Raw genomic sequence first — 19,678 nt, 5'->3', positions numbered from 1 at the left:
AATGACTCGACTAAGAAAGGATGAACAAACCATGTGCGGTATAACCGGCTTCATACAGTGGAATCGGGATTTGACCCAGGAATCAGAGCTGCTGGTCCGGATGACGGACAGCTTGTCGAACCGGGGGCCCGACGCTTCAGGTACATGGATCTCCAATCCTTGTGCGTTCGGACATCGGCGTCTCAGCGTTATGGACCCGGAGAACGGGGCACAGCCCATGCATGCGTTACAGGGAGACACCTCCTATACCGTCGTGTATAACGGAGAACTATACAATGCACCCGAGTTGAAAAAGGAATTGCTCCAGCGCGGACACCATTTCCGCACACAATGTGATACGGAAGTGCTGCTCGCCTCTTATATTGAGTGGGGACCGGCCTGCGTTGACCGGTTTAACGGAATTTTTGCTTTTGCCATATGGGATGGCGGACGCGAACAGGTTTTTATCGCCCGTGATCGGCTGGGTGTCAAACCCCTGTTCTACAGTCATGCAAAGGATGCACTCGTATTTGGCTCAGAACCCAAAGCACTGCTCATCCACCCGGATGTTGAAGCTGCGGTAGGCCCTGAAGGCTTGGCAGAAGTATTTATTGTCGGTCCTGCCCGGACACCTGGACACGGCGTATACTCCTCCCTTAACGAACTTAAACCTGCGCATGCGCTTATCTACAACCGAAACGGGATTAAAACCTATGCTTACTGGAAGCTGGAAAGTCAGAATCACGAACATAATTTGGAAGAGACAGCTGCCGAAGTACGCAGACTGCTACAAGATACATTAGAACGGCAGCTAGCTTCAGACGTCCCGGTCTGCTCCCTTTTGTCGGGAGGATTGGATTCAAGTGCTCTATCTGCGTTAGCGGTGGATTATTATAACCGTACAGGTCAAGGTCAGGTCAGCACGTATTCTGTAGACTATGTGGATAATGCAAAGCATTTTCAGGCCCATTCCTTCCAACCTGGTGCAGATGGTCCATGGATTAAGCGTATGGTAGATGAACTGAAGACAGACCATCACTGGATTGAGATTGAAAATGGCGAACTGGTTCATGCACTGACCCAGGCGATGCTTGTGCGGGATTTGCCGGGGATGGCGGATGTAGACTCCTCCCTCTATCTGTTCTGTAAAGAAATCAAAAAAGGAGCCACCGTTGCCATTTCAGGCGAAGCAGCGGATGAAGTATTTGGCGGTTATCCATGGTTCCATCGGGAAGAAATGCTGAACTCCGGTACATTCCCATGGTCTGTTGCGCCTGATATGCGAGCAGGATTGTTATCCCCGGACATTCGGGAATGGATCAGGCCTCTCGACTACCTCGCGGACCGCTACTCGGATGCTGTGGCTGAAGTGCCTTTACTCGATGGGGAGACCGGTAAGGCAGCCCAAATGCGAGTCATGTCCTATCTGAACATCACCCGGTTCATGCCTACACTACTGGATCGGAAAGATCGGATGAGTATGGGAGCTGGGCTTGAAGTTCGGGTACCTTACTGTGATCACCGTTTGATTCAATATGTGTTTAACGTGCCATGGGACATGAAAATGACAGGCGGACGGGAAAAAGGCATTCTGCGTAAAGCGCTGGAAGGTGTGCTGCCTGACGATGTGTTGTACCGGAAAAAGAGTCCGTACCCGAAAACACATAACCCGCAGTATCTTGCTGCCGTTAAACAGCAGGTGCTTGATATTCTGGATGACGCCAGCTCACCGATCTTGCCATTAATCGACAAAGATCAAATTCGCAAATTGGCCTCCTCACCGGATGCTTCATCGAACCTGCCCTGGTTTGGACAGTTAATGTCGGGTCCACAGTTGTTTGCTTATCTGACACAGATTAACTCGTGGTTGCGTACGTACAAAGTGGCAATAAGATAAATAAGGCTATTTTTTCATTCGTAAAAGGGTGCCGATGAACAGCATAATAGCTGTTCATCAGGCACCCCTTCGTCGTACACGACTAAATTATGGTATGGCTATACATCATCCCACTTTAAAATATCAAGTGACTGCTGCAATTCTTCAGTAACCTCTTCCTGCACTTCTTGTTGACATATCTATTGATTAATCAGAACCGGATTACGTTCAAGCAATCCACTGCCAAAGATATCTCTGAACGGAGAATCCTCCATATGAATATAACCGATGTAACAGCCACACTTCTTCATGCCACATGGCCGATCTGCGGCCAAAGCCTGCAAACCATCGCGGTATAGATGTCCAATAATTCGACGGTCCTTGTAACACCTTTTTACATGCCCTGACCCTTGCACATAAAATACCTCCGAACCAGCGGAACAACGCTTACCCAGACTCTCATAATCCCGCAGGTTCCCTTCAAACAGTGGATCAATGGATCGTAAAAAGTCGACCTCTTCCACGCTATAATATTTGGGTCGATCTTTAAATGCATTGATCCACATATACACCCCATCGGGTAAAGCCTGCCTCATCGATTCAATAGCAGGGAATGCACTGCGCAATCCAACTGTCCCCACACTAAAAGCAAGTCCCATCTCACGTAAAGTCAAACATTGTTTGACGAAGGAAGACTCTTTCGTCTCACGTGGGTGATAGGTCGCCCAGAAAGCCGCTTTATCTCGGTTCAATTCACGGGCCCAGTCCAGTTTGACAGATAGGTTGGTTTGGACTGCAATTTTGTCCACATGTGGCATATGCGATAGCTCAATCATCGCTTCACGATACCAACGTCTTACCAGAGCTTCTCCATACGGGTTAAAGAAAATCGAAAATTGATGACCAGCACTCTCCTGATCCCTCACCCAATTCACAAATTGACGCAGTTGTTGTTCATCCACTTCCAACGTCTCCTTGGAATCTACCGTTTTGCTAAACGGACAATATGGACAGTCGTAATTACAGGACGACAGCTTCCCCCGATAATACAAGGTTGCTCTCATGAGAATACAAACCCTTCCATTTGTTCACGAACCTCAGCGGAGATGAGCCAATCTCCAATAGCATCCGAGTAGCCCAATCCCTCTTCTGTCAGACGCAGCACCTGGTTACCCTTATCGTCCTGCTCAAGCTCAGCCATGCCCTCAGACAACAGTTCACTCAACCATCCGTAGTCTGACAGGACTTCCGTTCCGAATCGTTGATCATAATCCGAAAGCGCCAATCCTTCCCGATGCAGCAGAGCTTTCAGAATAAAACGGCGCTTCTGCTCCTCCCGGCTGAGTACAATACCGTAATCGGCCACATCATAACGCTCGGTTGCCACATAATCGGCGATGATGCTCTGTGTGGCCTTATAACTAACACCATACTTGGAAGCATAGTGTACTTCACTAGTATAAGAGCGTGCACCGCAACCGAGACCAACCATGCCTTCCTCCTGACAGCTGTAGGGTAGAAGCTCTTTGCTTCCAGAAGATGATTGTTCTTTGGCAAATCTGCGCATGGAATACTGGACATAGCCTCTGCTTTTTAAAGTCTCACGCGCAGCCTTATACAGCTCCATCCGAATATCCGGTCCCTGACGTTGTATATCATCCGGTTTCACAATGGTATTCTCGCGGGTGTACAGTGGGTAAATGAAAATCTCACCCGGTTCATATGAAAGGACACGTTCCAGCGAATACAGCCATGATTCCACCGTTTGTCCTGGCAGACCATAGATTAGGTCCAGATTCAACAGAGGGAATTCATACCGTGTAAGCTTCTCAAGCGCGCGCTCCACTTCCTGTGGTTTTTGCGGACGGTAAATGGCTGAGGCTTCGGCTTCAATAAAACTTTGGATGCCCATGCTTACCCGGTCCACACTTCGCTCCTTCATGATCGCCAATTTGGCTTCCGTCACGGTATCCGGTGATGTTTCTACCGAGATCGAAGCTTGCGTCGGATCGAGTCCCATCACCTGTTCAGCAATATCAAACAAACGGTTCAACTGAATTTCATTTAATAATGTGGGCGTCCCACCACCGATGGCAAACCTCGAATAGGGTCTGCGTGATGTGAGTGGTGCCCACTGTTTGGCTTGCCGTTCCAGCGCATCCACATAACGCACATGGGTGTCATTACGACGATCCGGCAGCGTGAACAGGTTACAGAATCCGCAACGAGCGGCACAAAACGGAATGTGCATATATAAAAAATACGTATCGGTATTCTCACGTTCCCACAATGGACCGAGCGGTAAAGGCGGGTTCAACTCCCGATATGCGGTCTTATGGGGATAGGAATATAAATAAGAGCGATAGGGTGAAGCAAGTACTTCTCTGAGACCTGAAGCTGTGTTGGATCCGGACTGTGCGGAATGACCTGCTGTCGTATGTTGAGATTGATCGTCCATCGGTTTCCTCCCTGTATCCGGTGTGTAGTTATTGATAATATGAATTATTTGTTCTATAAAATAAATTCACGGTAAGGCACATTCCAGACAACATCATGCGCGAGCCTATGCCCCTGATAGCCATCCTCACCATACGCTGTGCCATGATCGGAAAAAGCTAAACAAAACGTAGGCCTTGAACGCTGCCTCATTGCATCAAACAATGGCCCAAGGGCCTTGTCCACATACCGAAGCGCTGCACGCTGTGTTTCTACCGAGTCCTCTCTTGCACCCTCCACAAAATAGCGATTGGGCCCATGGATGGCAGACACATTCAGGAACAAAAACAGCTTCTCATCTGGTGCACTTTGCTCCAGCAGCTTCAAGGCATGCTGAACCTGATGCTCAGTCGATTTGGGGTTGGTTACCCCAAAATTCATCCGCCAGTAACTCTGTTGAAAATAACCTGGCAGCACTTTGGCGAGCGGATTTTTCTTGGTGAAGAAAATGACCCCACCTATACAAATTGTACGATATCCTTCAGCTGCAAAACCGGATACGATATCCGGTGTGTCGAACAGCCACGTATGCGGATGCGTCTTTAATCCGGTATTCCGGGAATGAAAAAGCCGCACGTGGGATGCTTTGTTTGTATTAGCAGGTGTAGGCATGAAGCCACCAAAAAAAGCATGATGTGCCGCATAGGTAAAACTTCCCGGAGTATGACGCTTCTCCCAAGGACCCGTACCGCACAGGTTGGGGCAATTCTGTTCCTCCAGCTTGGCTACGTCATACCTTAACGTGTCCAATGTAATCATTAATAGATCATGGGAGCCTACGATGGTGTTCATATCAGTCATAGTTGTAAGGCTCCTTTCGCAAAAGTTCCATTTCCCATTCATAGGTTCCAAGTCCGTTATGCTGCACTCTGTACAACAAATCTCCGAACGGATTCACATCCAAAATATAGGCACGCGGCTCAGTATCTCCACTGAGCATTACATCAATCCCGGCAGACCATGAGTTGGGGAAGGCAGCCATTGCTGCTTTCGCTGCCGTCTGAACTACATTCATCTGCTGTTCATCCAGCCCTGCTTCTGCGGGAAGCAACCGCTCATTGCGCAAATGCAGATTGGTGATTGGTGTCTGACTAAGCCGTACGATGGCATGACCTGCTTGTCCACCTGCCACAAGCTGGCGTATATCAAACACGCTTGAACCCAGGGACGCTTTTGCCATCCAACGTTCAATCTGGGCCCCCTCAGCACACAGCCAATCCATAAGCGCAGAAATCTCTGAAGTATGTGTGTACCTGCGCAACCGGCCCTCATTATAAAAATTGATCTTTCCCTGAATCCGTTCCATTCCCACAGTGGTTATGGCAATTTCAGCACCCGTTCGCGGATTAATTTGGTAGGCAACAACGCCTGAAGCACCGGAGCCACACGCAAGCTTCACGAAAACGCGATTCATACCCGCTGTTTTCATCGCTGTACGCAGGTCCGCATAATTGCGGATCGGCTCCGAAGGTTGGAGTGTTGGGGGAACGTGAACGCTATGAGCAGATAGATGCTGCTGGCATTTCCTTTTATCAAACATAATCGCAATGTCATCGGGATCATTCATGAACCGGGCATTAGGCCAATATTCCAGAGCTTCCTGACGAATTCGTTCCAAACAGGCTTTCCAACCACGAAACCATTGGTTGGGCGCGTAGATCCGCCCCCACTCCTGTTCAAGAGTGAGTGTCTGTTCTGCCGGAATCATTCTCGCAGAAAGGCCATCGATTAACGAAGATACATCATTCACAGCTCCAAGAAAGAGCAGCTCACGCTCTACTTCCCATTCCTCACCAGGGGCATCCAGTCGAATAAGAGGTATACTATTCACGCCATGAACTGAATCATGATTCTCATATAACATCGATGCTGGTGAAGATATCCACGGCTCTCCCTGCATGCACGTAGTCCCTCGCCCTTCCAGACATTGCTGTACGGCATCCACCATGGTTCCGCCCCGTCTCCAAGTCTTTAGTAAATGCGCATAAGGCAACACAAATGCAGGTTGTAAGCCAATACGCTGTCTTGCCTTCTGTAATCCAAGGGTACGGCGATTATTCGGGTTTCCAATTAACAATAACGGCTGCTCCAGAGTCATATCCGAATCCTTAACTGGGCTTTGCAAATTTTCTTCCATTTCCGTCATGCCTGACATCATTTATTCCGTTAACGACGGGTAACGCCAGTCATCTTCATCACTCTGTTGTTGCTCGCTAACATCTACAGATATACCGGAACGTTTCCAACGAATGAGCATTTCGTCTGTCATATAGTGGTAACTGAGATTGAGATGTTTCAGTTCTTTGATCTTGTCACTGGCAAGCAGCGCCTCAGACCCTTCATCAGACAACGTGCCCTCTGACAGATCCAGGATTTCAAGTTGATCCAGAATTGGCGCCTCAGCTGCAGCTTTCGCAATCTCATCCTGAATTTCACTGTCTTTCAGACCCAGGTATACGAGCTTTGGAAATAAACCCTGTTCCAAAAGTGGAAGTACATCTTGAAGTGAACCGTCGAATCCATAATTATCCACGCCCAGATACAGCTCAAGCTTACGCAATTCAGGCAATTTAGCCCGGGCAATTGAAGCTAACACACTTTTGGGAAGACCACCGCAAATAATGATTAATTCTTCAAGTTTGGCATGTTCGATGGGTTCCAGACTTAGTCCGCTACTGCCCTTCACTGTGAATGACTTCAATTCAGGGAAAGCAACCAATAGTGGTGTGAGATCCGTCTGAATAATCCATGATACTTCGCATTCTTCAAAGCCCATATCTCCGATAAACAGTTTCTTCAAAGAAGGAAAGCTTGGAGCCAGCTCGATGAGCGCGCCCATAAATTCTTCCGGCGAATTTTCATAGGCCTGCCCCCAGTCTCCAATAATCAGACTCTCCAGCGAACCAGCCTCCGGTTTGGCAGCCAGTTCCCTGATCAGTGTTTCCATACGAATACCGTCCTCATAATCATCATAAGACACCGTAAGCTTCACTTCTTGCATAAGCAAATCCCCTCCGTTTGAGTTCATTGATGATTCGTTAACTTGAATGTTAACGCATACGGTACAAGACTTGCAACTTCTTCCAACCCCGGTCCTAATACTCTGCTCAAACGTGAAATCTCTGCATTTTTTATATAGGTACAAGAACGTACGTTCCGATATTTTCGCTGAAAAAAGCGGGATTTATTTTGGGTCCCCTGCACTGGCTTTATTAACATCGGCTCCACTCCATAAAAATAAAAAAACGTTAATGGTCGGTGAAGCATTCCACAGGAATGACTCTTACCTTCCACTAACGCTTTGATATTTAAGCAAGGCAATAATTCACCTTATACATTCATAATCATATGAGCCGATTCGTTTGAATCTCAGTCTTTCAGGCTGGATACGAGTGCTCTCAGGGCATGGCCCCGGTGACTGATCGCCTGCTTTTGCTCCAGCGTAAGCTCGGCCATCGTCATCTCGTATTCAGGCACATAGAAAAGTGGGTCATATCCAAAACCGCCTGCACCGGCTGCTTGAGCAGTGATCCAGCCTTCAGCCGTACCTTCCGCTTCGTACTTGTGTCCGGTTGCGGGATCATACAGCACCAATGCACAGACGAAACTTGCCGGACTCAAAAGCGGTTGCTCCGTATCCTCACCGGATTTGAGCGATTCCAGCGCCTCAAGCAATTTGGCATTGTTCTTCGCATCGGTTGCACCCTCGCCTGCATATCTCGCAGAATACACTCCCGGGTCACCATCCAGCAGATCCACGCACAATCCCGAATCGTCAGCCAGGACAGGCAAGCCAAGAGCATCGCCCACCGTTTTGGCTTTCTTCCAGGCATTCTCTGCAAAGGTTACGCCATCTTCAACGACATCCGGCAGCTCTGGATAGTCAAACATACTTTTGACCTCTTTGCCCAGCGGAGCGAATGCATGAGCGAATTCACGTACTTTCCCTGCATTACGGGTTGCGACAATGATAATTGGGCTATCCAGACTCATGTTAGGCTTCTCCTAATCCACGAGCACCAATCTTGAGTGCAATGGGACCGAGAACTTCTTTCTGACGCTCAATCATCTCCAGAATGCCCTGCTCACCCAGCTCCAGCATCGCGTTCAGTTCACGACGATCAAATGGTGCTTCTTCACCTGTTCCCTGAAGCTCCACATATTTCCCGCCGCCTGTCATCACGAGGTTCATATCTACCTTGGCTTTGGAATCTTCATCATAGTTCAGATCCAGCACCGGCTGTTCTCCAACTACACCCACACTAACCGCTGCAATGAAATCCGTAATCGGGAATACTTGCAATTTATGCTGTTGGGCAATTTTGTTCACCGCGAGCGCCAGAGCTACAAACGAACCGGTAATGGACGTTGTGCGTGTACCGCCGTCAGCTTGGATTACATCACAGTCCAGTGTAATCGTACGTTCACCAAGAGCCTGCAAGTTAACGACCGAGCGCAGTGCCCGGCCAATCAGACGCTGAATTTCCATGGTGCGTCCAGTCAATTTGCCGCGGTTCGCTTCACGCTGATTACGGGTATGTGTTGCACGTGGCAGCATGGAGTATTCAGCCGTTACCCAGCCTTTACCCTGCCCTTTCATAAAGGGAGGAACACGTTCCTCCACCGTAGCTGTACAAATAACCTTGGTATCTCCCACTTCAATCAGTACAGAACCTTCGGCGTATTTATTCGTGTTAATTGTTAAATTCATCGGGCGCAGCTGGTCGCTGGTTCGTCCGTTAGATCTCATCATTTCTGCCTCCTACGACTTAAGCATCCTGTAATGTCGAGCTTGTTCACACTTTTACTAATCCCTTCTATTTTACCAAAGAGTTCACTTAAAAGCATCCTGTCCACCAAAGAGTTCTGTCAACCGTACATCAGACCGCTTATTGTGACTTAAATTGGAATTTCATTGATATATTCAGGCTTCGATACTGGGGCACTGTAATCCCGATTATCATCACTCATGACTGTCTTTTGCCCATTCCATTCGATCTGGACTTTAGCTTCCTTGCCTGCTGTGTTCTCGGCCGTAGTCAATACGACGGATTGCAGCAGTTCACTTGGCACGACATCTCCCTCAGTGAACATATCGTCTTTGAGTGCAACTGTTACGGTTCCATCCTCAGACGTTTTGACCGATTGCAGCTGCGTTCCGCCTGTCATAACCTCTTCCAGCTCGCCGCCTTTGGCTGGTCCCTTGATCAGTTCATTCAGCGCCGCCTGCACCCGGTCTCCACCTGGTGTCACAAGACGCGTAACCGGGACATAATATTGAATGCCTGCTGGCGAAGCGGCTGAGAAATAAACCGTTACCGGGCTGCTGTTAGTCGTGAATGTATCACCCAAATCGAGATTGATACCCACCGCCCGATTCAACGGTTCCGGCAATGGCATGCTGTTTACTGGCATTTGCGTTAACTTTTTGCCGTCTACCCATATCTGTACGTTCTGCACATCCGGTGTACCCGTGAGTGTCCAGGTAACTGCCTCCAGCATTTTGCGCTCGTTCTTGGCATCATACTTGGCAAAATTGCCGGAGAACTCCACGACTGCTAGTTTATCATCCGGATGAATCGTTACGTTCTGAACAACGGTACCCTGCGGGAGAACGCCCTGAAATCCTTCAGGCAACATCCCTGCATATGGACCACCCGTCACAAGTGTATCCAAGGCTGTTTTGGGACTGCTAACGTCCGTGCCTGACGGGAGTGTCATGGATACCGGAGCCAGCAAACCTTGTTGATCCTGCAGATACACGGTTGTAAGTGGCAGCTTGGCAAGTGATCCATTGCCTTCAGCCGCCTGAATCATGGCCGCTTCCTGAATCGGCGGCGGTGGATCAATAGCCTCGGAGGACTGTGCCCCAAACATGCCACATCCGGATAACACCACAGGAATACTCAACAGCGCAGCTGCAGAAGCTGTACGCAAATAACGGATCTTACTCATGATCACGTTCCCCCTCATCATTTTTACAGTTTGTACTACCATGTATACGAGCCTTTGCCCAAAAAATAACTACTTTTTAAACAAGCTCACCATGCATAAAGCTGAAAACTGGCCTTCCATCCCCGTCGAAGGATAGCAAAGAAACCCAAAACGGTTAATAACGTATTAGGATATAAGTATAGGGACATTGCTAACTTCAGAGGAGGAATCGCCCATGGAACATCCGGAGCAAGAAAAAATCCCTTACAGCCTGAATAGCCGAAAAGTGGCTGAGGCAACGAGGGAATGGCTGCACAAGCGGGGCGTTACGATCCCTGAGATCGCAGAACTGGTCATGATGCTACAGAAAAAGTATTACCCAGGTCTTACGATGGAAGAATGTATCGACAATGTGGAGAAAGTATTACGCAAACGTGAGGTGCAGAACGCAGTCCTGACAGGCATTCAACTGGACTTGCTGGCAGAGCAAGGCAAACTCATTTCTCCTTTGCAGGAGATGATAGAAAATGATGAAGGATTATATGGCGTGGATGAGATTCTCGCATTCTCTATCGTCAACGTATACGGCAGTATCGGATTTACGAACTACGGTTATGTAGACAAGCTCAAACCCGGTGTGCTTGAACGTTTGAACGACAAGAGCCTTGGGCCTGTGCATACGTTTCTGGATGATATTGTGGGGGCTATCGCTTCAGCAGCCAGCAGCCGGATTGCGCATCGCAAACAATCGGAGCTTGAAGAAGCTTTGGGAGAAAAACCTGTCAGCGATGATATCGTATAATTTGCATGTGTAATAGGAGTTGGAAATGAACGAACCAAGTAAATTCAACAATCAGACTTCTTCTGATCATGACAAAAAGGCGGCCAAAAAGGCCGCTTTTTTTGTGTTGATTCACTTATTTTTGTAGTACGTTATTTCAGATGCTCCTGTCTTCCGGCTACCGCCAAACGATACACCTCAGCCCATTTCTGTTCCGCTGCTGGCTTAGGCTGTACACGACTGGGTCCAATTGTAATTTCGGGGCCTTTGCGTTCTCGCAGCATGCCACGAAGTACCGTAATACCAAGAATGCTCAAGCCAGTAAACACATACATCAGACGAAAAATCACATTGCCTGAATCAGAACCGGTAACCATGCCATGGAACAGTAAACCGATGAATACGGGATAAGACAACATATGGAACATAAACCACCATTTGCGGCCAAGCTTGTTACGCAAATCACTGGATAGCAGTACGATCACCAAACCATAAAAGGATAATGTGCCCAGTCCGCTGCCGATCGGATGTACTGAAGCCGTAAACGGAATGAGAAGTTCACTCCAGGTGAATGGACTATAGTGATCAATATATAGGGTTAACGCATGCACAAGTCCAAGTCCAAAGGCGAGCCAGGTCGTACGGGTATGCCATTTAAACATGGCCGCTTTAGGTTTGCCTTTAGCCATGGGCATCCCTTGGGCAATCCCCAGAAACACACCGGCAAAGAGCAGCAAGTAAGCGGCGATCCCACTAATTCGAATGATATTCCACGTTGGCAGGTAATCTACAATCCATTGCGCCATAACCGGCTCCCCCACATCTGATAGACTTGTCGTTTATATAAGACTGAAGCGGTGATCCGGATCAAAACCAGGCCAGCGTTCAGCGAGCGTATCGGTATTTCCTCTAAAATAAGTGCTCCCATCCCTGGTCATCCACAGGACGTCATGACGATCGTAATGACGGTTTAACCAACCTACTGCATCGGCACTTCCCAAAATACAGACGGTCTTGGCAATAATCTCACATTGCGAGGCATGCTGGCCCAGAACTGTACACTGCAGCACATCCGTATCTGCTGGCTCCATCGTCCGGGGATCAATTAAGTGATGTGAAAGGCTTCCGTCCGTATTCTGCCACTGTCTCCGTCCCACTCCTGAAGTGGCAATTGCACCTTTCCTCAATTGAATATTCCCTATCAGATTTCGCTCCTCCTGATAAGGATCGGTGACTTGCACGGACCACATCGGATGAAGTGTTGTCCCCCATGCCTGAATGTCTCCACCTGCATTAATTAATCCGGCCGAAATATGAAGTGTACGTTGCAGCCAATCGGCGATACGCTCAACGGCCCAACCCTTAACAATGCCCCCAAGGTCCAGCTCAGTTCCAGGGTCCTTATGAACCATTCGGCTGCCTTCCCATTGAATCCAACGTGGGCGGCTATAGTCATATTCGTCTCTCAGCATATCTGTTGTATCCGATGGTCGGATGTCCAATCTGCGTTCGGTTCCAGATTGCTGAAGCTCTCTTTGTTGCAGCTGCTCGAAACTGACATCGTAACCCGAAGCCCGCAGAGCCTGAGAGATACCTGGCTGAAAAATCCCTTCCGTCTGTCCAATATAACCGTATGCCAAACTTAACACTTCATCCATTGCTGCGGAGATTGGCATCCATCCTGTGCAACAATTCAGACGATTCAATTCACTGTCTGCCACAAATCGGCTGAAACGCTGTTCCTGCGCTTCGAACCAATTCTTCACCAAGGCTGCCGCATGCTCAGCCTCTTCCCGTCCTGCGGCTAACTGAACTTCCACGTCCGTGTTCATCGCCCGGAAGCGGAACTTAAGAAGACGGGAGACTTGCTCCGTGCGGCTCATGATGCACCCGTGCGTGACTGATAATTGCCACGGCTATATCTGGAGTCTGTATCCTGATTGCTGTTCTGATCTGTTATCCAGCCACCCGACGACCTGCCTTGATTCGAACCGATGGCAGTGCTTCCATCAGTCGTTTCCTCATCCAGGCTATAGCCCTCATTGGACGATGCATCGGAATGGTTATCTGTGTTGTTCGTCCATTCGTCCATGACATCATCCTGAGCATCTATCTGGGTGGAAGCTGTACTGCTTATATCGGTACCATTAGCCGCCGCATAAGCGACATCAAAGGCATCAGAAGTTCTTACATATTGAAAGAGTGCAGCCACGGTCAACGTTGCTACCGCTGAGGCTTGCCATTTTCTCCATTGATTTCGTTTTTTCCTAGTCATCGCTCTTCCCTGCTTTCTCTGGCGAAGTTCATGCATTTATCATAGAAGTGCTGCCTTAAAAGAAGATGAATGAACGGTTAAGAAAGACTAAAGCTTTCATTTATTTGAGTCGTTACACGCAAAAAAAGACTCTGAACAGGCAGTTCTCCTGGTCAAAGTCTTGTAATCCTAAGTATTTTCGATAAAAAAGAATACTCCGTCGGGCTGCTGCTCCTGTATAATATGCTCTCGCCGGATCAATTCTTGCAGATGCGCCAAAGTTTCGCTCATCGCAAAACGAAGCTGATGTGTTCCCAATCGGTCACCAAACATAAACACACAGATATCATACGCATTCGTCGGTGCTTCCCGGATTCGCTCCATCAGTTTCTGAAGGCGCTCTTCATGATGAGTGAGCAGATGAACCGTTCGATCGGCAAAATGGCCAAACGGATTCCGATGCCCTGGATATGCCACTCCTACATCCAATGCCCCCAGTCGATGCAGTCCTTCCATATAAGACAATAAAGGCTGATCGTCACTTCCCGGCTGCAGGCTAATATTCGGTGAGATCTGCGGCAATACGGCATCTCCACACAAGATCTCCCTGGAATCCGGCGCATAGAAGGATAGATGTCCTGGCGCGTGTCCACCTGTTTCTACAGCAAGCCACTTTTTCCCGCCCATAACCAGCCAATCTCCATCTTCAATCGGTGTCACTACCGGAAGTGGCGTAATCTGTGAGATAAATCCCTCCATATGTTCACGTATCTGCTGCGTCTTGTCTTCCGGCATTCCATGGCGACCATAATATTCAGGCAACACTGTATTGATGGTTGCCTCCGTTCCCCACATGTAATCCGCTTCCTGGCGGGATCGTGTGGACATTCGAACAGGCACATCCGTTTGTTGCTGTATCCAGCCAGACAACCCCAGATGATCGGGGTGATGGTGGGTCAGTACAATCTGACTAATATCCTGAAAAGTTAAATTGAAATCTGCGAGTGCTTCGTGCCACTCCTGTTCCGTCTCAGTACTGCGTGGTCCCGGGTCAACTATCGTTATTGTTCCATCCGGTTCATAGAGCACATAGCTGTTCACCCAACGTAGAGGAAAAGCCATAGTAATCTTGACACGATGCATGCCTACTGGCATGGAAATGGATTCCGTTCGCTTCATTAATATTCTCCTCCAACTCTACTGCTCCGGCCGATGACCGACAAAAATCATCCGCGGCGACGTCTGCTCATCGTACTTCTCTTCATCATAACCACCGTGTACCTGATCCACCATGAGTCCTGCCTCGTGAAGCAGATCACGTAGTTGTTCGCGAGTATACAGCTTGACGCGTTCCTGATAGATTCGTGGTTTTTGGCCCGATGCGGTATCGGTGATGTGAATTTCTTTTTGCACAAATCCATCCTGGATCTTGCGAAACTCCTCAATATTCTGTCCTTCGCTTTCACGTGTTGAATGCTGCACCAGATGACGAGTCACATAAGCCGTGTTCATAAAATCAATAATATAGCTGCCGCCTGGCTTCAGCATCCGATGAATGGCGCGTAACACTCTTAGTTGCTCTCCATCCTCTCGGAAATAACCAAATGAGGTAAATAGATTGACAACGGCGTCAAATCCGCCTTTCAGTGGAAGCTCACGCATATCGGCATGATACCACTCAACACGATGTTCGGTGTCCATATTGCGTGCTTCACGCAGAAGCACATCAGACAGGTCGATTCCGGTCACCTGGAAACCAGCATCTGCAAGGGCCAGAGAATGTCGGCCCATACCACAGCAAAGGTCAAGTACCTTTGACTTTGGCTGAAGCTTTAACCAATTGATCATTTTATGTACTTCCTGATATGCACCTTGCACATCCCGATGTTTGTACACAAGAAGGTAGTCTTCTCCAAAACTCTTTTCATACCATTCCGTCATTACGTATCGCCCTCCACATGGTCACTGGCCCAACTATCCGTAATACGCTGTTCTATCAGCCGGATCATATCTCTATAGCTTTTAGCCATTGTATCGTCTTTATCCTTCAAACTCAAAAATTTCCAAGGATCGTCCACATTGAACGGCCGGAAAGCACACGATATAATGTTAAACATAGTCAGGCCAACGCGAATCGGTTAACTATACATAGAGATTGTTCACAAACCAGTATGACGTTTTTCTCACTTCATAGACGTACATGAGACGATTGAAATATAACGCTAACATAAGAAGAAGCAGCAGGAGGTGTTATTTATGATTCGGATTGGACTTACGGGCTGGGGAGATCAGGAAGATTTGTACCCGAACCGTACCAAAGCGAAAGACAAGCTCCGTCTGTATGGACAATATTTTACGACCGTGGAGGTAGACAGTTCCTTCTACGCCGTTCAGCCTCGGGACCGGATGGCACGCTGGGCAGCGGAAACGCCGGACTCCTTTGCTTTTATCGTCAAAGCCTATCAGGGGATGACAGGACATCTGCGGGGAAAACCCTATTTCACAAGCACCTCGGAGATGTATAAGGCTTTTCGCGAATCCCTGGAGCCTGTCATGGAAGCAGGCAAGATGCAAGCGGCCTTGTTTCAGTACCCGCCGTGGTTTGAATGCAATCGGGACAACGTCAATGAACTGCGTGAAGTAAAACTAAGAATGGAAGGCATCCCTTGTGCCCTCGAATTTCGTCATCGCAGCTGGTATGAAGAGGGCATGCGCGAACGAACGCTGGCATTTCTGAAGGAACAGGGCTGGATTCACAGCGTCTGTGATGAACCTCAAGCGGGGCCAGGATCTATCCCTATCGTACCTGAGGCTACCGATCCCGAAATGACGCTGGTACGTATGCATGGGCGCAATGTATCAGGCTGGCATCAGAATGGTGCACCCAATTGGCGTGAGACCCGTTATCTGTATCGCTACAACCAGGAAGAGCTGCTGGAGTGGAAAGGTTATTTGGAGCAATTGCAAGAGCAGAGCAAAGATGTGTATGTGATTTTCAACAACAACTCGGGCGGCGACGCGGCTGCTAATGCACAGATGATGATGAAGCTGCTGGAGCAACCCGTGAAGCCCTTCCCTGACCGTACGGAGCCGGAGGAGGAAGAGGGACCGGAGCAATTGGAGCTGTTTTAACAACACGTTTAATTTGTAATCTGAATTGATTATTTCCATTCATAACGAAAAAAGCGGCACGCCCTTAAGGCGTGCCGCTTTTATTTCTTGTTAGGTTGTACGCAGATGAACAACATGGTTGCTGCACTAGCGTTGTGCAGCTGTAACCGAAGAATCTATAGACGGCTCGCAGAGCTGCTGGTTCATTTTATACGCCTCAATCCCAGCCAGGAGCACAATGCCGATACCGTGCGTATCGTTCAGAATCCATCCCAAATCATCCCGGTAATAGAGTGCGGTAAAGGAGTAACCGGAACCCCGGCATACACCGTAGACGTTGCCTTTATAATCAATGGACAGATGGGTCATGCCCTCCCATCCTTTGCGCACCGCATCCAGGTAGGCCTCTGGCTGCTCCAGCCAGCCTTCACGAATACCGCGGGCATAAGCGTAGATGAACATCGACGTGCAGGAGGTTTCTTCATATGAATCCGGGCGGTTCAGCACCTGATGCCAGAGTCCATTTTCACCTTGCAGCGCCAGATACCCCTGACATAAATCCCGGTAGAAGCTCAGCAGTTCTGGCCGTTTGACGTGATCACTTGGCAGAATCGTCAGTAGTTCGGTTAGCGAAAATAGAACCCATCCGTTCCCGCGCCCCCATGGTATACCTGTCGCCCGTCCACGCACAAAATCATACACATGGGACATGATCTGGTGTTCGGGAATATACAGATATTTGCGAAACATCAGGAACTGGTTGATTGCATCCTCCCAATAAGAAGTATCTCCCGTTAACTGGCCGTACCGCATCAGGAAAGGTGTGCTCATATACAGATCATCACACCACATCGTTTCCTGGCGCATCTCCCCGCTGCCACGAACACGGTAAAAGGCCCCGTCTTCCAGACGTTCCTGTTCATCCGTAATATAGCTCGCAATACGATCTGCGGTATCCCTGCCTCCACGAATGTCGCCGAGTTCCATCGCTGCCAGCAAAGTAGATCCAAACGAACCGCAATCATCCAGACTGTCGATTGCAGACAGCTGATTATTGATTCCCGCGGCGCCGTACCCTTCCCGATCCCACAGACCGTAACGGTCAAACGACGTACTCAGGCCGATATGGTCCCGCACATACTGAACATAGTCGTCACGTCCCAACTCCTGTCCAATCTGAAGAAGTCCAAGCAGGGTAACACCGAGTGGATAATTCCATTTGCCATAATGGGTATTTTCCAAATAGGGCCGGACACTCGTTTCAGGTAGATCAACATGCCAGTATACACCTTGGGCTCCATCATCAAATACAGTATCTGTTACCACGATGTCTTGGGGAGATGGTTCAGAGCCTGGGGAAAATCCACCCGTATACAGCCACGCATCGGGACATCCTGCAACCGGATGAGGTGGTCTTAATCTCCATCCCGTTGCAATGGAATCCTTCGCATCTTCCAAGGTGAATCCCCACAACTTGCACCCAGCCTTGGTTTCACCTTTCGCTACCAGATCAGATGGACCGTAGCGGCGAGGCAGTTCAATGCGGAAATTGCCGCTTTGCCCAGCGGAATATATTTCCTTGCCATCAACATACAGGGTGAGGGGACCTTCATGTTTCCCTTGCAAAAGAACAGGTGACGATCCCGGTTGGATCACATCCAGTTTGGACCATGCGTACGCAACAGCAGGCTGCTCTGTCCCAAAGATTCTGGCGAAAGCTCCAGCGTTCTGTTCCCCTTCTGTCCAGTCCCTGCGCGGATACCAGGAGAGGCCCGTTTCTGCTTCAGTCATGCCATCACGAGGGAGTGATGATAAAGGTTCATCGACTGGTTCGGAGTACAACCAGCCCTCCTGACCTTGGCGATCCACACCTGGTGTGAGGAAGTGAAGCGGAAAGTTTTTAAATGAGGCTGTTCCGTAAATCCCGCCGAATCCCACCTCTGTTTTTACAAAACAAAGCAATACATCGTTCCAGCCATAGTTCACGGAGATTGGAATCTGGGTTCTGCGCTCGGGAAATAACTCCTGCAACAGCTCCGATTTGAAAATCTCTTCTCCGTTCACATAGACCGTCACCGGACTATAACAGTTCAGTCCCGTATTTAGCGTGGCCTCCTGCTGGCTCCACAACTTGCCCCATACGTACACATACTGTCCTGCACGAGCCTCTTTCCACTTGGCATCCAGATTCAGATCATAACGATAATCCCCAAGTCTTCGGAAGCCTTCACGATGGTACGCTCGGAACAGAAAGGAGTGTTTCGGATGGTCCCCAATATAACGCTGTGCCACGGTAGTCAAAATATCCGGAATTGAATCATACACCTTGCCTGCAATCGCCTCGTTCTCATGAAAATAACGAATGATCGTCAGCTCCCTTCCTATACCTTGATTCGTTCGGTTAGTCGCAATGTCTCGCCAGCCTTCACTTCAACCACCTGCTGATCCGCTGTAAACCAGATGGAGATGGCCGATGGGTTATGGATAATCGATCGGTCTGCTGAACACTCCAGACGTTTGACCGCTTTCCAGTATGCAATCACTTCGATGTTCGTTGCGTACCAGATGTCGTCCCGGCCGCCAATCTTCTCAGCAAACTGCTCTATAATCTGCCAATTGTCGTTATCATTGAATTCGTAGCTGTGACCCCATACATATAACAAGAGTGGCGTACCTGTCTTCGTATGCTGGATAAATCGTTCGGCATGGGCCGCCAAATCCTGGTTATGGTGGCAGGTTGGATGCCATTCAAGCGGCCGCTCAGGCAGTGTGTACCTGCCATGGGATTCAACCGTGCGTGCATAATCGATGCCAAGCCATTCGAGCTTGGTGCTGAGTGAACGGTCATAACCGCCATTCGGATAGCCCATACCTCTTACCGGATAACCGACAAGCTGTTCCAGCGATCTCCGATCTTCCATGATCTCTTCGGTCAGCAGCTCATCCGGAACATAGGGCAATGTGGGATGGGTGACCGTATGCACAGCCACTTCATGCCCGGCATACAACTTCGCAACTTCTGTCGTCTCAATTCGGCCAGGCTTACTCAGCGTACCGGAATTCAGATTGAATGTGCCCCGCAGCCCATGCTGATTGAAAATTTCCACCAGTCTGCGATCATGAACCACACCATCGTCATAACTGAACGTCAACGCCTTCATCACGCCACCCGGGTAGCGGTCAAACTGGATACGATGCCCCATCTTTTTACTCCTCCCATTTCAACTGCTTATCCTTCTATCACCAT

Annotated in this window: 18 protein-coding genes; 3 read left to right on the top strand and 15 right to left on the bottom strand. The window is 48.9% G+C overall.

Translation table 11 applies throughout. The annotated features are described in order from the left end of the window. Positions 1–31 precede the first annotated feature (31 nt). On the top strand, positions 32–1,876 hold the full coding sequence (gene asnB, locus MHB84_RS19040; RefSeq protein ID WP_076290801.1) for an asparagine synthase (glutamine-hydrolyzing): 1,845 nt from the start codon (positions 32–34) through the stop codon (positions 1,874–1,876). Between the two features lie 179 nt (positions 1,877–2,055). Here the strand turns inward: asnB and MHB84_RS19035 are convergent, their stop codons facing one another. From MHB84_RS19035 to MHB84_RS19000, 8 genes are all read right to left on the bottom strand, one after another. Next, positions 2,056–2,919, bottom strand: a complete 864-nt coding sequence (locus tag MHB84_RS19035; protein WP_076290802.1) for an STM4011 family radical SAM protein — start codon at positions 2,917–2,919, stop codon at positions 2,056–2,058. Further along, positions 2,916–4,313, bottom strand: coding sequence for an STM4012 family radical SAM protein (locus MHB84_RS19030; RefSeq protein WP_076290803.1), 1,398 nt, complete (start codon positions 4,311–4,313; stop codon positions 2,916–2,918). Before MHB84_RS19030 ends, MHB84_RS19035 begins: the two co-directional genes overlap by 4 nt. A gap of 53 nt (positions 4,314–4,366) precedes the next feature. Further along, complete coding sequence (locus tag MHB84_RS19025) at positions 4,367–5,152, bottom strand: STM4013/SEN3800 family hydrolase (protein WP_076290804.1); 786 nt, start codon at positions 5,150–5,152, stop codon at positions 4,367–4,369. Next, positions 5,145–6,509: an STM4014 family protein gene (locus MHB84_RS19020; protein ID WP_341143058.1), complete on the bottom strand. Its 1,365-nt coding sequence runs from the start codon at positions 6,507–6,509 to the stop codon at positions 5,145–5,147. Before MHB84_RS19020 ends, MHB84_RS19025 begins: the two co-directional genes overlap by 8 nt. After that, a complete protein-coding gene (locus tag MHB84_RS19015; RefSeq protein ID WP_076290805.1) occupies positions 6,510–7,352 on the bottom strand; it encodes an STM4015 family protein in 843 nt (280 codons plus the stop codon). A gap of 368 nt (positions 7,353–7,720) precedes the next feature. Then, positions 7,721–8,344 carry an XTP/dITP diphosphatase gene (locus tag MHB84_RS19010; RefSeq protein ID WP_076290806.1) on the bottom strand — a complete coding sequence of 208 codons (624 nt, stop codon included), beginning with the start codon at positions 8,342–8,344 and terminating at the stop codon, positions 7,721–7,723. 1 nt (position 8,345) lies between these two features. Beyond that, entirely contained in the window at positions 8,346–9,104 is a 759-nt protein-coding gene (rph, locus tag MHB84_RS19005; protein ID WP_053783129.1) for a ribonuclease PH, read from the bottom strand. 146 nt (positions 9,105–9,250) lie between these two features. Then, the gene (locus MHB84_RS19000) at positions 9,251–10,306 is read right to left on the bottom strand and encodes a GerMN domain-containing protein (RefSeq protein WP_076290807.1); all 1,056 of its coding nucleotides are present in this window, start codon (positions 10,304–10,306) and stop codon (positions 9,251–9,253) included. Positions 10,307–10,520: 214 nt separating this feature from the next. Here MHB84_RS19000 and MHB84_RS18995 point away from each other — a divergent pair, with 214 nt between their 5' ends. After that, positions 10,521–11,087 (top strand): phosphatidylglycerophosphatase A family protein, encoded by a 567-nt coding sequence (locus tag MHB84_RS18995; protein WP_076290808.1) that lies wholly within the window; start codon positions 10,521–10,523, stop codon positions 11,085–11,087. A gap of 131 nt (positions 11,088–11,218) precedes the next feature. Here the strand turns inward: MHB84_RS18995 and MHB84_RS18990 are convergent, their stop codons facing one another. From MHB84_RS18990 to MHB84_RS18970, 5 genes are all read right to left on the bottom strand, one after another. Beyond that, positions 11,219–11,872: a ferric reductase-like transmembrane domain-containing protein gene (locus tag MHB84_RS18990; protein WP_076290809.1), complete on the bottom strand. Its 654-nt coding sequence runs from the start codon at positions 11,870–11,872 to the stop codon at positions 11,219–11,221. A 33-nt stretch (positions 11,873–11,905) separates the two neighbouring features. Beyond that, a complete protein-coding gene (locus tag MHB84_RS18985) occupies positions 11,906–12,949 on the bottom strand; it encodes an FAD:protein FMN transferase (protein WP_076290810.1) in 1,044 nt (347 codons plus the stop codon). After that, complete coding sequence (locus MHB84_RS18980; RefSeq protein ID WP_076290811.1) at positions 12,946–13,341, bottom strand: hypothetical protein; 396 nt, start codon at positions 13,339–13,341, stop codon at positions 12,946–12,948. The genes MHB84_RS18985 and MHB84_RS18980 overlap by 4 nt, the downstream gene beginning before the upstream one ends. Before the next feature lie 168 nt (positions 13,342–13,509). Continuing rightward, positions 13,510–14,499, bottom strand: coding sequence for an MBL fold metallo-hydrolase (locus MHB84_RS18975; protein WP_076290812.1), 990 nt, complete (start codon positions 14,497–14,499; stop codon positions 13,510–13,512). Positions 14,500–14,517: 18 nt separating this feature from the next. Then, positions 14,518–15,261 (bottom strand): class I SAM-dependent methyltransferase, encoded by a 744-nt coding sequence (locus tag MHB84_RS18970; RefSeq protein ID WP_076290813.1) that lies wholly within the window; start codon positions 15,259–15,261, stop codon positions 14,518–14,520. A gap of 315 nt (positions 15,262–15,576) precedes the next feature. Between MHB84_RS18970 and MHB84_RS18965 the strand changes: the two genes are divergently transcribed. Further along, complete coding sequence (locus MHB84_RS18965) at positions 15,577–16,452, top strand: DUF72 domain-containing protein (RefSeq protein WP_076290814.1); 876 nt, start codon at positions 15,577–15,579, stop codon at positions 16,450–16,452. 126 nt (positions 16,453–16,578) lie between these two features. Here the strand turns inward: MHB84_RS18965 and MHB84_RS18960 are convergent, their stop codons facing one another. Next, positions 16,579–18,756, bottom strand: coding sequence for a glycoside hydrolase family 88/105 protein (locus MHB84_RS18960; RefSeq protein ID WP_256716882.1), 2,178 nt, complete (start codon positions 18,754–18,756; stop codon positions 16,579–16,581). 56 nt (positions 18,757–18,812) lie between these two features. Beyond that, entirely contained in the window at positions 18,813–19,634 is an 822-nt protein-coding gene (locus MHB84_RS18955) for a polysaccharide deacetylase family protein (protein WP_076290816.1), read from the bottom strand. Positions 19,635–19,678 lie beyond the last annotated feature (44 nt).

The organism is Paenibacillus sp. FSL F4-0087 (genome assembly GCF_038020215.1).
Classification (GTDB): domain Bacteria; phylum Bacillota; class Bacilli; order Paenibacillales; family Paenibacillaceae; genus Paenibacillus; species Paenibacillus taichungensis.
This window is presented reverse-complemented; position numbering and strand designations above follow the sequence as displayed.